Below are 12971 nucleotides of genomic sequence, written 5' to 3' on the forward strand. Positions count from 1 at the left end.
TATAACATAGATAACTACCCTCAGAAAATATCTCCTGATCACTATTCAAAAAATCTCTTTGTCTAATACTGGAGCGATTGAAAGCTTTCACAATACCAATAATCACCTTTGGGAGAATAAGAAAAAACAGTCCAAAGGACCGTTTTCAAGGACTATTGCTGACCAGTTGCCAAATCCAAGACCCTCATCACCGCTCGGCTATGGTCCAACATGGCTTGGGCCAAGACGCGATTATCTTGAGCCAATATATCCCTAAAGGTCATAAATTCATCAGCCATCCGGTGAGGCTGACGATTTAGGGTGACCCTTTCTTCTGCCTGACCATTCAGCCTAATGCTGACCTCTGGTAAACTGTTGGTTGGCCCATGAACCGTTAGAGAGCCTTTATTGCCCTGAATGGTAGAACTAATCACCGCACTCGAATCCTTGGAGCCGATACAGACCACCTTAAAGGCTTGATAGTCCATGATGAGCATGCCTGAGGTGTCCACGCCCTTTTCCATATTGGCAAGGTAGTTAACTGACACCGGTGAGCCAAACAGGCCTACGACCAAATGGATGTTATAAATATTCAAATCACGCAAGGCACCGCCCCCCTGTTTGGGATCAAAGGCAGGAGCAATTTCTCCTTGCTTAAAAGCATCATAGCGAGATGAATACTGGGAATAATTACAGGTCACAATTTTTAAGTCACCCAGCTCTGGTAAACGCTCTTTCAACCAAAAGAAGTTGGGCAAGTACTGGTTGGTAATGGCTTCAAGCAAGAACAGCTGACGCTCTGCCGCTAGAGTGACCAGGTCTTCCAGTTCCTCTGCCCGCAAGGTAAAGGGCTTCTCACAAATGACATGTTTTCCAGCCAAGAGAGCCTCTTTGGCGTAAGCATAGTGAAGATGATTGGGCAGGGCCACATAAACCGTATCCACTGCAGGATTGGACAAAATCGCCTCATAATCACTGCTTGCCTGCTCAATCCCATACTGACGAGCCAATTCTTCAGCCGTGGCTAAACTTCTAGGCGTTGACAAGATAGCTACCAAATCAATGCCATCAATCTCTTGTAAAACTGGCAAGACCTCCTTGACAATCATGCCTGTCCCAAGTAGGGCTAGTTTCATTTTTTCCTCCTTATGGCCGATAAACGACTTCAAATTCTTCACAAACCACCAAGCTATCCTCGGTAAAGGTCAGACCATCTGCAGCAAGCCACTGGCTAAATAAATCCCAATGAACCTGACGCCAGTAGGTCAAACTACGGTCACCTTCGCCCTCCTTGTAGGCATGGTCGGCTGACACCTCCTTAAAGGGCAAAACAGTCACCTTACTGGTCTTGATGATACACACGGGTTCATCCTTACTATTGAGAATGACACTGTAAGGACTCTCATCACTACTTGGCAAAGCCTCATCATGAATCAGATATTCATCATAGGCCGAAGCGGTTGCTGTCTTTTGCCCCGCCAAGACCAACTGAGCCAATTCATCTGGCATGGCACCAAACTGCCAGGCCTCCATCTGCCCGTCACAATCAGGATTGATGGCTTGGTAGGCCTTAATCATTTCTTCTACTGTCATCAGTCACTCCTTACTTCAAACTCCAACCACCGTCAATGGTGACAATCTGTCCCTGCATGGATTGAGCTTTTCCACTAGCTAAAAACAAGGTTAGCTCTGCGATTTCCTCCGGTTGAGACCAACGACCAATCGGTGTCTGCTCCGCCACCCAATCAGCCAAGCCCCCCTCCTCAAAGTCACTCTGGGTCATACCTGTCTGAACAGCTCCCGGTGCAATCCCAAAAATCTGAATCTTGTCCTTGGCATAATCCAGAGCCAGCTGCTTGGTCAAACCAGCCAAGGCATGCTTACTGGCCGTATAGGCTGCTCCACCACCACCAGCCAAATGACTAGCAATCGAGCACATGTTGATGATAATTCCCACCTGTCTCTCGACCATATCTGGTAGGTAGTGGCGGATAAGTTTGACCGTGGCAAAGAAGTTGATGGCAAATACTCGGTCAAACTCAGCCTCGTCCACAGCCAAGAGGGGTTGATAAGCGTCTAAAACACCTGCCGTATTGCAGAGAATGTCCAGCTTTGGCACCTGCTCAAAAAGAGGCCCTAGGTCCTCTTGTAAATCTAAGCCGACGAAGTGAAAATCACCTGTCAAGTCAGGAGCTGGGATTTTATCCAGCCCATAGACCCGATAACCTTGAGCCAAAAAGGCTCGTGCCTGAGCCAGACCAATCCCACTAGCCACTCCTGTCACCAAGACAGTCTTAGTCATGGACTTCCACCCAGTCGGTCGCTAAGACATCGCAGGGAGTGGGGCTCCACATGGAAAATCCTTCACCCTCTCCAGTCACATTGATAAGAAAATAAGGAGTTGCTTCTAGCTTTTTCCCGTGAACCTCAATGGTGTCAAAGAGCTGAATATAGTTTTCAGCCCCTCCCCAACCCGTACGAACATACTTTTTCTTGGCTTTTAGACCAGGTAAGATTTCTTCAAAAGTCATCACTCTTCCTCCTAGCCGATGAGGCTACCATTTGGCACTTGGTCATCAACTGTCAAGACCGTCAAGACTCCCTCATGCTCAGCAGATAAAATCATGCCTTGACTGATGAGTCCCATCATTTTTCTTGGTTTCAAATTGGCAACGATTTGCAACTTCTTACCCACTAGTTCTTGCTCGTTAGGGCAATATTTAGCAATACCTGATAAAATCTGACGATCCGTACCGTCACCTGCATCCAAGCGGAATTTAAGCAGTTTATCAGAACCTTCAACTTTTTCCACTGCCTTAACTTGCGCCACACGGATTTCCACAGCGTCAAAACTATCAAACTTAATCTCTGGCTTGCTTGAGGTCAAGCTAACTTTTTCAGGATCCCAGTCAGTTTCTTCTTGTGGTTTTCCTGCTTCCATTTGTGCCTTGATATAGCCAATTTCTTCTTCCATTTCCAAACGTGGGAAAATCGGACTACCTTTTTTAACCACGCTTAATCCTTTTGGCAAATCAGCTAGGCTCAGCTTGCTTAAACTTGTGACACTTTCCATGCCCAACTGCTCCATAATGGCTTGGCTGGTCGCCATCATAAATGGCTGAATCAAATGTGCCACCACTCGCAAACTCGCCGCCAAATGGCTCATGCTACTCGCTAACTCAGCTACTTTGCTCTCGTCCTTAACCAAAAGCCAGGGAGCTGTTTCGTCAATATACTTATTGGTGCGAGAAATGATGTTCCAAATAGCTTCCAAGGCACGAGGGTAGTCAACAGCTTCCATCTGCTCATGGTATTGGGCCACCTCTTGGGCTATGAAATCGGTCAGCAGACCATCAACAGCAGTCACATGACCGGCATAAGCTGGTACCTGTCCATCAAAGTACTTGTTAATCATAGCAACTGTACGATTGAGCAGATTTCCCAAATCATTGGCTAATTCATAGTTAATGCGACCAACATAGTCTTCAGGAGTAAAGGTACCATCACTCCCAACAGGCAAACTCCGCATGAGGTAATACCGCAGGGGATCAAGTCCATACCGCTCTACCAGCATTTCAGGATAGACCACATTGCCCTTGGACTTGGACATCTTACCATCCTTCATGACAAACCAGCCATGGGCAACCAAACGTTTAGGAAGTGGCAAATCAAGCGCCATGAGAATAATTGGCCAGTAAATAGAGTGGAAACGCAAAATATCCTTACCAATCATATGAACATCAGCCGGCCAGAATTGGTCAAATTGACTACTATCAGCCTGACCATAGCCAAGGGCTGTGATATAGTTAACCAAGGCATCAATCCAGACGTAAACCACATGTTTAGGGTCTGATGGGACAGGTACTCCCCAAGTAAAGGTCGTACGAGAAACCGCCAAATCCTCCAAACCTGGTTCGATAAAGTTTTTTAACATCTCATTCATCCGACCAGCTGGCTGGATAAATTCTGGATGTTCTTGGTAATAAGCCACCAAACGGTCGGCATACTTGCTCAAGCGTAAGAAATAAGACGCCTCTGAAACCCACTCAACTTCATGACCTGATGGGGCAATCCCCCCTGTCACCTTGCCTGTTTCATCACGAAAAACCTCTGCCAATTGGCTCTCAGTGAAAAACTCCTCATCAGACACCGAATACCAGCCAGAATATTCTCCCAAATAAATATCATCTTGAGACAAAAGACGCTCAAAAATTTGCCCCACCACCTGCTCATGATAATCATCGGTCGTGCGGATAAATTTATCATAGGAAATATCCAAGAGCTGCCAAAGGTCTTTAACACCTGCGGCCATCTGATCCACATAGGCTTGCGGCTCTAAACCTGCTTCTGCGGCCTTATCTTGAATTTTCTGACCATGCTCGTCCAGACCTGTCAAATAAAACACATCATACCCCATGAGGCGTTTGTAACGAGCCAAAACATCGCAGGCAATAGTGGTGTAGGCTGACCCAATATGCAGTTTCCCTGACGGATAATAAATCGGAGTGGTAATATAAAATGATTTCTTGTCAGTCATTTCTTTCCTCTTTCTTGTCATCTATAATCAGTTCATTATACCACAAAAAGCAGTAAATTCCCATCAAGAAAGAGCGTAAGACAAAACTCGTTCTCAGCCACAAAAAAAGCTAGAGATTCCCAATAGCGGAACTCTAGCTTTTTAGTTTTGAGTTGTTCTCTCATTGTATTTTAGAAGATTATTGGCCATGAGTACCAATCCCATGTCAATTGTCACCTGACGTTTGCCTCTTAAGTTACATCTCTTGTAGCCCAAACAAGCCTTTACCTGCCCAAAGACAGGTTCCACATCAATCTTGCGTTGATCGAAAATCTGTCTACCTTCGGGAGATAAAAGCACTTGGCATTCTTTAGCTTTTAAGTGTTGATAACGTTCGTTGATATACAGTCCCTTTTGAGGGGCTAATTCAGGTTCATCGGCGTAGTAAACCTTGATTTCCTGTTGAAAGTCCGTCTGTGTTTTCTGATGGTTGACATGGTGAAAACGATAGCACCACCCGTCAGGATGAGTATAGCTATCCTCTTTGTCATCATAGTACTAATTCGCTAAGTTCCTAGCTGACTGTGTATACTTTTTCTTCTGTTCCTCATCAAACATGGCATACTGAATCAAATGGTTCACATTGTTTTCATCTAAACGAAGAAGGTTCTCTTCACTGCCATATCCAGCATCTGCGACAACGGTCTTCACATCATGTGGGTAGGTTTCGAGAAATGGCAAAAGAGTTTTAGTGTCTGTCGGATTTGGGAAAACATCATAGTGAAGAACAAATTGCTTCTCAGTAGCGATTTGAAGATTGTATCCAGCCTTGAGTTGACCATTTGTAGTGACTGGCATTAGAAATGGAAAAGCTCTTGAAAAAAGTGAAAATTTCATTTTTCCAAGAGCTTTTTAGCGTGTTTATTTTTCTGCTTTCGTTATTCTGAGGATTTTTCGTCAAGAGTTTTGAAAAATTCTGCTTTGAGGCGATAATAGTCTTTACTAGCTTGGCTGGTAGCATCTGCTGTAAAAAAGGCGTGAGGTTGTTTCCCATAGGTTTGCTGGTCTGGAATAAAGAGAGTAGACGGCACACCCAATGCAGTAAGTCGTTGATGATAATCTTGAGCTTGGTCACCAAAGCTACCGTAATTCCCTTCTGTGAGGAGGGTTGGTGGAAAATCTGCTGTGATGAGGCTAATCAGGTTATTTTTGGCGACAAAATCATCGTCTAAAGCGATTTGAGATTGTTGGGTATAAGAAGCTAGGGATTGACCAAAGATGTAATTATGTAAGGCAGACGATTGGACCGTTCGACTGGTTCGGCTAGGATCTAGGGCTGGTGCTTCAAGGACCAATGCCTTGATTTGAGATTTACTAAGAACAGGCTCTAGACCTAAGGTTTTAGCATGGTCAGGGTTAAGTTGGGCTGTGATAAAGTTACCGACCAAGTTAGCACCGGCACTACTTCCAGCAAAAATCAGTTGATTGGTCGAAATTCCCAGTTCTTCTTGGTGTTCTTGGAGGTAGGCTAGAGCTTGACTGGCTTGGATGACTGGAACAGGGTTCTTGTACTCTGGAGCCAGAGCGTAGTTGATGGAAACGAGGTTATAGCCCATGTCAAGAACCTGCTTAAAATAAATGAGCTCGCCATTTTCTTCCCCCTTAGCATTAGGGTCGCCAGACATCTTATCACCAGCAATAAACCCACCACCATGAAAAAAGACATAGGTTGGTCTTTCACGACTATCCGCCCCCTTATGACGGATAATATCCAGAAAACTTCGAGGATACTCTGTTGCATAAGCAATGTCTTTTTGATGTTCAAATTGGTCACCAAAATTAAGGGTCAGTTCAGAATTAGGTTCAAAGCTATTAGTAGTAGGAGTGCTTGCCTGATAGTAGCTCAAGAAGAGAGTTGGATCCACAGCTTGGTAACTGATGGTCACAAGGAGGAGGCTAATGAGGCCACAAACTCCTGCCTTCAACCAGGTTAGGTAGTTTTTCTTGGTTGACAAAGACATGATGACTAGGGCAGAGAGGATAATGGTTACTACCTGTCCGACAAACCAAATCCAAGGTGTCGGAAAAGTAAGATAGATGCTCATCAGACCTGCGGAAATGAGGCCCAGGTAGAAGAATCTGTTTTTGGAGGAGCGGTGCAACCAAGCTAATCCGATAAGGACTACGATAAGGAGTATGGTTAAGACGATACTGTCTTTAAAGAGGATACTCCGAGCTAGGACAAGGCCAATGCTGACGAGAGCAGCTAAGAGGTTAACGAATCGGGACATTGAATTTTTCCTTTCAAAATGATTGACAGCCAGATGAAACAAATGTATCATCTTTAAGTAATATACCTCAAACTGTTTTCGGTTGTCAACGCTTTGGCAGAAGATGAAACAATCTAGAGGTGTTTGTATCAGAAAGGAAGTCGAGTATGCAGGAAAATCAGTACATCGTCAGAGAAAGTCTAACCCAGGCACTCTTTTTGTTGATGGCAGAACAAGAACTGAACACGATTCGAGTGACCGATTTGGTCCGTAAGGCAGGCGTTGGTCGTGTGTCGTTTTACCGAAATTTTTCAAATAAGGAAGATATTATTATTAGTTATCTTAAAGGAAAATCAGCAGAATTATTAGAAGAAAGCAAAACAAGTCAGACACCATCTGAGTTAACCGTTTTTAAGTTTCTCCATCAGTTGAAAGATGATTTATTAGTGATTCACAAGCAGGGTTTAGGTCATTTGTTGTATCAGGAAATTATCGATTATAATAGGCAGACGGCCTATGATTTGGGACTTGACTTAAGTTCTTATGAGTTAAGTTTTCATTCAGGAGCTGCATGGGGGGTCATTGATTGTTGGCTAAGTCAAGGCATGGTGGATAGCCCAGAGGAAGTTCATAGACAATTTAATCCTTTTAATCTTGAAACAAATCGTCAACTGGATTAGACAGGGATTGCGTTGGATAAGTGTCAAATTTACTACTGACAGTCTTCAAATTAGCTTGTAATCAACCATTTTGCTTAGATTAGAGATATCTTGTCTTAGTTACTTGAATCCCAGAGTGAGCTGGTCTCCCAACTGGCAGAGTTACAGGATCAGTTGTAAGCTACTAGCCTTTCTTAGCCAAGTTGAAAAAACAAAAACAGCTATTCCTCAGGCTCAGGCTAGCTTAAGGGCAGCTGTTTTATGATTGATTTGAGAAACCACCTAAACACTATGGTTGACTGATAAAGTCTAAAATCATATGGGATAGCCTTTCTAAATGGTTTATTGAGCAATGCTATTTTACAAAGGAGATCATAACCATGCAAAAAAGCAACGGCAAATCCGTTGCTTTTTTTGGAGACAAGGAATTATTGTCCCAGACTCTCACAGATTATTTTGCTTCAATCAAGCCAACATTACCATCTTCACGGTAGTAGAGCACATTGGTACTATTGTCATCGGCATCAATGTAGATGAAGAAATCATGGCCCAAAAGTTCCATCTGAAGTAGAGCCTCATCCACTGTCATTGGTTTAAGGTCAATATTTTTGGTGCGAACAACCTTCAAGCCCACCTGGTCTTCCTGACTTTCACCCTCAAACTCCGGTGTAAAGACTTGGCCAGTGGCTACTTTTTCACGGTGTTTCTTCGCAATTTTTGTTTTATTTTTACGGATTTGACGTTCAATTTTATCAACCACTAAGTCAATCGAACCGTACATATCCTGTGAAACATCTTCCGCACGAAGGGTCAAACTTCCCAGAGGAATGGTCACTTCAACCTTGGCAGTTTTTTCTCGATAAACCTTGAGATTGACACGAGCAGTCAATTCTTGATCCGCATGGAAATATTTTTCAACCTTAGCTAGTTTATCTTCAACATAGGCCTGAAGGGCTTCTGTTACCTCAATGTTTTCACCACGAACCTTATAGTTAATCATAAGCATTACCTCTTTTCTAATTAACTGCTTTTTCTATATATTCATTATACCGTTTTCAAGAAAAAAAGACAAGATTTTAACGTGCCAAGGAAAAAGTTTTGAGTTCCTTAACCCCCGCCTGCTGAAAAAGCTGCCTAATCAAATTCAAGGTGGCCCCTGTTGTATAAATATCATCTATGAGGAGAATTTTAGCAGGAAGAGGTTGCCTGCTTGTCAAGTAAAAGGTCTGACAGCTAGCCAAGCGTTCCTGCCTAGTCTTACTGGATTGCTTAACCCCATCTTTTTTCCCTAAAAGTTCCTGATAACTTAGGCCCGCATGGTCAAGAAAAGCTGTCACTTGATTGAACCGACGTTTGGCCAAGCCCTCAGGACTCAGAGGAACCGGAACAAGAGTGTAGTCCTTATAAGACTTGAGGGCTAGCTTGATATCTTGGCTAAATACCGCCCTTAACAGGTAATCTCCTTCAAATTTATAACGACTGAAGTAGGCTTTCATGGCCTCATTGTAGTGATAAAGACTGGTATGTTCCACGACTTGACCTTGCTCTTGCCAATAGTGACAATCCAAGCAAAGCTCATTCTGACCAGGTTTGGCACAAGCAGGACAATGCTGGGGACCAATCGGCTCAAAACTGGCCTGACAGGAACAACAAAGACAGACCCTAGATTTTTTCAAATACAATAGATCCGTAAAAGAGAACTGTCTTGGCAGACTCTGCCCGCACAATAAACAAGTCATTCAAATCCCCCTTCCTTGTTCATCTGTTTAATCTCCCGAATAGCCTGAAGCATGGCCTTGGTTTTACCGTCATGGAAGAAAATCAACAGACCAGTCGGTCGCTCCTTGCTCCGACCAACTCGCCCAGCAATCTGAACCAGCGACGAGCGATTATAAAGCCTGTGATTGCTCCAGAGAACAAACACATCAACACAGGGAAAGGTCACCCCACGCTCCAAAATCGTGGTTGAAATCAAAATGTCCAAGTCCCGCTGACGAAATCGCTCAACCTCTGCCTGTCGCTCTGCCGTTTGACTGGATACAAAACCAATTGCCTTGTCAGGAAAGAGGCTAGTCAACACTTGACAAAAATCCTGCCCCAAACTGATATGAGGGAAAAAGATTAAGAGAGGGTGACCGGTCGTCTGCTGCTTCTCAATTTGTCGCTTGAGTTTAGTAGGAATTTTTTGCTTACTAAGGCTTTCCAATAGATCATCCAACCAAGACAAGCGAGGAACAACCAAGGGATTGGCATGAAACCGTCTGGCCAAATGAACCTTTTTTAACTGGCCTGATTTAACCGCCCTATCTAGGCGATCGGTTGAGGTTGCTGTTAGAAAAACCTTACTGCCCTCGGGTTTTATCGCTTGCTCCACTGCCTGATAAAGCATGGCATTGTCTACAAATGGAAAAGCATCCACCTCGTCAATGATAATCAAATCAAAAGCCTGATAGAACTTGAATAACTGATGAACGGTCGCAATGACCAAGGGGGAGCCTTGATAGGCTTCTGACCCCCCATGTAAAAGGCTAATCGGGCAAGTAAAATCTCGCGTCAACCGCTGAAATAATTCCACACAAACATCAATCCTTGGACTGACCAGAGCAACCGCCTTGCCTGCTGCCAAGAGACTAGCGACTGGTTGATAAATCATCTCCGTCTTTCCCGCCCCAGTCACAGCATGGACAAGGATATCTTCCTGTTTTTGAATGGCCTCTTGCAAATGTTGGGACACTTCTGCTTGATAGGGAGTTAGTTCTCCCTGCCAGTTGAGCACCTGTCTTTGCTCAAAGTCTTTCTGCGGGACATGATAAAGGGGTAAATCACTCAACACGCGACCAAAGACGATACAAGCTCGACAATAATAGGTCTGGTCTGGAAGGCACCACTCCTCTTCAATGCGACTGGAACAACGCCCACAATAGCTTTTCCCTTGTTTCGTGACCATACTCGGTAGCCTACGAGCGAGTGGACGCAGATCATCTGGCAGCTGCTGGTCTGTTAATAAGCGGCCGTAATAATTTTTTAAGTCTGTCATACCTATTTATTCGTGATTTGTGGTAAAATTTTCTTATGAAAAGCTATAAAACCATAAAAAAGACTGGTCTTTCTGAAGACATCATCAAAAAATCACGCTTTATCTGCCAGGTCAAACGGATTAGTAGTGAGGAGGAAGGGCGTAACTTTATTAGTCAAATCAAAAAAGAACACCACAAGGCTAATCACTCCTGCTCTGCCATGATTATTGGGGAAAATGGGGAAATTAAACGCTCCAGTGATGACGGTGAGCCTAGCGGAACAGCAGGAGTTCCCATGTTGACTGTTTTGGAAAAGCAGGGCTTGACCAATATTGTGGTTGTGGTCACCCGCTACTTTGGTGGCATTAAACTGGGGGCTGGCGGCTTGATTCGGGCCTATGCTGGTAGTGTAGCCAAGGCTCTCAAAGAAATCGGTATCGTTGAAATCAAGGAACTACAGGGCTTGGCAGTTGAGCTGACCTATCCCCAGTACCAAACCTTTGCCAACTTTTTAGAAAGCCAAGGCTTGCAAGAAGTTGACCCTGATTTTTCGGTCACGGTCACCACCCACCTCTTTCTAGACAAGGAAGCTGTCCAAACCACCCTAGAAGACCTGACTGATTTTTATCACGGTAAGGTCAGTGTCCAAGAGATTGGCAGCAAAGTAGTTGAGGTGGACTTAATCCCTATGAACCAATCAGAAACTTAAAGCACTTGGTTATCAATAATAAAAGACTAGCTTCTACAAGCTAGTCTTTTTTGTCTTTTTTTAAAAATATCATGCTATCTGCCAACCAAGTGGGTAAGGCTTTAGCTAGTGGTTTAAAACCGATTTTATAACGACTATTAGAAAAACGATGGTTACTATGGACAACTTTCTTTACTGACTCTAGGGTCCTCATGGAAAAACTGACTTTTTTCGTATATTCATCATAGTCAATGACCTGGACTGTCACAGTTTGTCCCAGGCTTAAGATACGATAAATATTATCAACGTAGCCTGTTTTTATCTCAGAAATATGAATCAAGCCTGTCAGCCCATTTTCACATTCAACAAAGGCACCGTAAGGTTTAATGCCAACGATTTTCCCCTCTAAGGTGTCTCCAATTCTCATCCCTCAATAACCTCAATCGAGTGGATGACCACGTCCTCTTCCGGTTTATCAGTCACATCTGTCTTCACAGCAGCAATCTTATCCAAAACCTCAAAGGAAGCTTGGTCTAATAATTGGCCAAAAACTGTATGACGACCATCCAAATGGGGAGTTCCACCTTTTGTATAAACTTCTGCAATTTTCTCCGGCCAGCCTCCACGAACGAGTTCTTTAGCACTGTATGGGAAATGTTGGTTTTGAACAATAAAGAATTGGCTGCCATTAGTATTAGGTCCTGCATTGGCCATTGATAGGGCGCCACGAATATTATACAATTCATCTGAGAATTCATCTTCAAAACTCTCACCATAAATTGATTGTCCGCCCATACCTGTGCCTGTTGGGTCACCGCCTTGAATCATAAAATCTTTGATAATGCGGTGGAAAATAACACCCTCATAATAGCCACTCTTGGCTAGAGCCACAAAATTAGCCACCGTTTTGGGGGCATACTCATCAAAGAGTTGAAGAGTCAAATCACCGTGGTTGGTTTTAATGATAGCGCGTGGTCCGTCAACTTGTGCTAAATCCAACTGTGGTAGACGTAAAACCTTGTCAATCAGACCTAAAGCTACTAAAGCACGATAGATGCCATCTTCTTCAACAGAAACTGTTACCAAATCTGCTTTTTCTTTTAATTCAGGAACAGCATTTCCCATTGCAATTTTGAGGCCTACTAGGTCAAACATTTCCAAGTCATTAAGGCCATCACCGAAAAAGAGGACATTCTCAGGGCTGAGATTTTCTGCTGCCATAACTGACTCCAGCCCTTTAGCCTTAGACATGCCTAGCTGGACAACATCAGATGAATCTTTATGCCAACGAACTAGGCGCATGTGTTTCGCCAAATGCTCCGGTAACTGCAAATCAGTTTTGCCATCTTCAAAGGTCCACATTTGGTAGACCTCATTGTTTTGATAATAATCAGCATCTACCGGACAAGTACCATAAACAGGAACCAAGGCATCATCAATCACATCTGTCCGCTTAGAAACCACTGGAACCTCGTCCTTCCCTGCAAAGCCATAGTCAATGCCAACCTCCTGACACCAGTTAACATAAGCTGTCACTAACTCTGACTCAAATGGCTGGTTAAAAACTTCCTGACCTTTTTTATCAATGACATAGGCCCCATTTAAGGTGACAAAATAATCTGGATTTAAGTCCCGGATCTCAGGCACCACCCCGTACATGCTACGTCCAGAAGCAATCCCGGTTAAAATGCCTTTTGCCTGTAGCTGCTGGAAAACCGTAGTAATATGTTCAGGAATGTAGCCTGTATCCTTCACACGTAAGGTATCATCAATATCAAAGAAGACCGCTTTAATCTTTTTAGCCTTATATTTTGTTTTTGCGTCCATTACTTTCCCCCTCTG

14 protein-coding genes and 1 pseudogene are annotated in these 12971 nt (G+C 43.8%); 3 read left to right on the forward strand and 12 right to left on the reverse strand.

All coding sequences use genetic code 11. The features are described from left to right. Positions 1 to 152: 152 nt before the first annotated feature. The 7 genes and pseudogenes from FRX57_RS03910 to FRX57_RS03940 all read right to left on the reverse strand — a co-directional run bounded on the left by FRX57_RS03910 (position 153) and on the right by FRX57_RS03940 (position 6786). Positions 153 to 1115 carry a Gfo/Idh/MocA family protein gene (locus FRX57_RS03910; RefSeq protein ID WP_146566905.1) on the reverse strand — a complete coding sequence of 321 codons (963 nt, stop codon included), beginning with the start codon at positions 1113 to 1115 and terminating at the stop codon, positions 153 to 155. 10 nt (positions 1116 to 1125) lie between these two features. Next, positions 1126 to 1572, reverse strand: a complete 447-nt coding sequence (locus tag FRX57_RS03915) for an ASCH domain-containing protein (protein ID WP_146566907.1) — start codon at positions 1570 to 1572, stop codon at positions 1126 to 1128. A 10-nt stretch (positions 1573 to 1582) separates the two neighbouring features. Next, positions 1583 to 2281, reverse strand: coding sequence for a 3-oxoacyl-ACP reductase (locus tag FRX57_RS03920; RefSeq protein ID WP_146566909.1), 699 nt, complete (start codon positions 2279 to 2281; stop codon positions 1583 to 1585). Then, positions 2274 to 2510: a DUF2829 domain-containing protein gene (locus FRX57_RS03925; protein WP_146566911.1), complete on the reverse strand. Its 237-nt coding sequence runs from the start codon at positions 2508 to 2510 to the stop codon at positions 2274 to 2276. The genes FRX57_RS03920 and FRX57_RS03925 overlap by 8 nt, the downstream gene beginning before the upstream one ends. A gap of 11 nt (positions 2511 to 2521) precedes the next feature. Further along, the gene (gene metG / locus FRX57_RS03930; RefSeq protein WP_146566913.1) at positions 2522 to 4516 is read right to left on the reverse strand and encodes a methionine--tRNA ligase; all 1995 of its coding nucleotides are present in this window, start codon (positions 4514 to 4516) and stop codon (positions 2522 to 2524) included. A 141-nt stretch (positions 4517 to 4657) separates the two neighbouring features. Next, a pseudogene (locus FRX57_RS07870) lies at positions 4658 to 5338 on the reverse strand (transposase); the annotation flags it as partial. Positions 5339 to 5433: 95 nt separating this feature from the next. Further along, positions 5434 to 6786: an alpha/beta hydrolase gene (locus FRX57_RS03940; RefSeq protein ID WP_186600823.1), complete on the reverse strand. Its 1353-nt coding sequence runs from the start codon at positions 6784 to 6786 to the stop codon at positions 5434 to 5436. 146 nt (positions 6787 to 6932) lie between these two features. Here FRX57_RS03940 and FRX57_RS03945 point away from each other — a divergent pair, with 146 nt between their 5' ends. Both FRX57_RS03945 and FRX57_RS07755 read left to right on the forward strand, forming a co-directional pair. Then, complete coding sequence (locus tag FRX57_RS03945; RefSeq protein ID WP_146566917.1) at positions 6933 to 7445, forward strand: TetR/AcrR family transcriptional regulator; 513 nt, start codon at positions 6933 to 6935, stop codon at positions 7443 to 7445. 278 nt (positions 7446 to 7723) lie between these two features. Then, a complete protein-coding gene (locus tag FRX57_RS07755; protein WP_146567259.1) occupies positions 7724 to 7918 on the forward strand; it encodes a hypothetical protein in 195 nt (64 codons plus the stop codon). Here the strand turns inward: FRX57_RS07755 and hpf are convergent. From hpf to FRX57_RS03965, 3 genes are all read right to left on the reverse strand, one after another. Beyond that, positions 7876 to 8424: a ribosome hibernation-promoting factor, HPF/YfiA family gene (hpf, locus tag FRX57_RS03955; RefSeq protein ID WP_146566919.1), complete on the reverse strand. Its 549-nt coding sequence runs from the start codon at positions 8422 to 8424 to the stop codon at positions 7876 to 7878. The two genes, FRX57_RS07755 and hpf, sit on opposite strands and share 43 nt — an antisense overlap. A gap of 76 nt (positions 8425 to 8500) precedes the next feature. Continuing rightward, positions 8501 to 9163, reverse strand: coding sequence for a ComFC family protein (locus FRX57_RS03960; protein ID WP_146566921.1), 663 nt, complete (start codon positions 9161 to 9163; stop codon positions 8501 to 8503). Then, positions 9160 to 10461, reverse strand: coding sequence for an ATP-dependent helicase ComFA (locus FRX57_RS03965; protein WP_146566923.1), 1302 nt, complete (start codon positions 10459 to 10461; stop codon positions 9160 to 9162). Before FRX57_RS03965 ends, FRX57_RS03960 begins: the two co-directional genes overlap by 4 nt. Before the next feature lie 35 nt (positions 10462 to 10496). On the opposite strand from FRX57_RS03965, the gene FRX57_RS03970 reads away from it, so the two are divergent. Continuing rightward, complete coding sequence (locus FRX57_RS03970) at positions 10497 to 11150, forward strand: YigZ family protein (protein ID WP_146566925.1); 654 nt, start codon at positions 10497 to 10499, stop codon at positions 11148 to 11150. A 40-nt stretch (positions 11151 to 11190) separates the two neighbouring features. Here FRX57_RS03970 and FRX57_RS03975 read toward each other — a convergent pair whose 3' ends face one another. Both FRX57_RS03975 and FRX57_RS03980 read right to left on the reverse strand, forming a co-directional pair. Beyond that, on the reverse strand, positions 11191 to 11556 hold the full coding sequence (locus FRX57_RS03975; RefSeq protein WP_146566927.1) for a S1 RNA-binding domain-containing protein: 366 nt from the start codon (positions 11554 to 11556) through the stop codon (positions 11191 to 11193). Then, positions 11553 to 12956, reverse strand: a complete 1404-nt coding sequence (locus tag FRX57_RS03980) for a Cof-type HAD-IIB family hydrolase (protein ID WP_146566929.1) — start codon at positions 12954 to 12956, stop codon at positions 11553 to 11555. Before FRX57_RS03980 ends, FRX57_RS03975 begins: the two co-directional genes overlap by 4 nt. Positions 12957 to 12971 lie beyond the last annotated feature (15 nt).

This window comes from Streptococcus cuniculipharyngis (assembly GCF_007859195.1).
Lineage (GTDB): Bacteria > Bacillota > Bacilli > Lactobacillales > Streptococcaceae > Streptococcus > Streptococcus cuniculipharyngis.

Excerpts from the sequence above, each read along its gene's own strand:
- FRX57_RS03910 (WP_146566905.1), bottom strand. The coding sequence starts at position 1,115 with ATGAAACTAGCCCTACTTGGGACAGGCATGATTGTCAAGGAGGTCTTG.
- FRX57_RS03915 (WP_146566907.1), bottom strand. The coding sequence starts at position 1,572 with ATGACAGTAGAAGAAATGATTAAGGCCTACCAAGCCATCAATCCTGAT.
- FRX57_RS03920 (WP_146566909.1), bottom strand. The coding sequence starts at position 2,281 with ATGACTAAGACTGTCTTGGTGACAGGAGTGGCTAGTGGGATTGGTCTG.
- FRX57_RS03925 (WP_146566911.1), bottom strand. The coding sequence starts at position 2,510 with ATGACTTTTGAAGAAATCTTACCTGGTCTAAAAGCCAAGAAAAAGTAT.
- metG (WP_146566913.1), bottom strand. The coding sequence starts at position 4,516 with ATGACTGACAAGAAATCATTTTATATTACCACTCCGATTTATTATCCG.
- FRX57_RS03940 (WP_186600823.1), bottom strand. The coding sequence starts at position 6,786 with ATGTCCCGATTCGTTAACCTCTTAGCTGCTCTCGTCAGCATTGGCCTT.
- FRX57_RS03945 (WP_146566917.1), top strand. The coding sequence starts at position 6,933 with ATGCAGGAAAATCAGTACATCGTCAGAGAAAGTCTAACCCAGGCACTC.
- hpf (WP_146566919.1), bottom strand. The coding sequence starts at position 8,424 with ATGATTAACTATAAGGTTCGTGGTGAAAACATTGAGGTAACAGAAGCC.
- FRX57_RS03960 (WP_146566921.1), bottom strand. The coding sequence starts at position 9,163 with ATGACTTGTTTATTGTGCGGGCAGAGTCTGCCAAGACAGTTCTCTTTT.
- FRX57_RS03965 (WP_146566923.1), bottom strand. The coding sequence starts at position 10,461 with ATGACAGACTTAAAAAATTATTACGGCCGCTTATTAACAGACCAGCAG.
- FRX57_RS03970 (WP_146566925.1), top strand. The coding sequence starts at position 10,497 with ATGAAAAGCTATAAAACCATAAAAAAGACTGGTCTTTCTGAAGACATC.
- FRX57_RS03975 (WP_146566927.1), bottom strand. The coding sequence starts at position 11,556 with ATGAGAATTGGAGACACCTTAGAGGGGAAAATCGTTGGCATTAAACCT.
- FRX57_RS03980 (WP_146566929.1), bottom strand. The coding sequence starts at position 12,956 with ATGGACGCAAAAACAAAATATAAGGCTAAAAAGATTAAAGCGGTCTTC.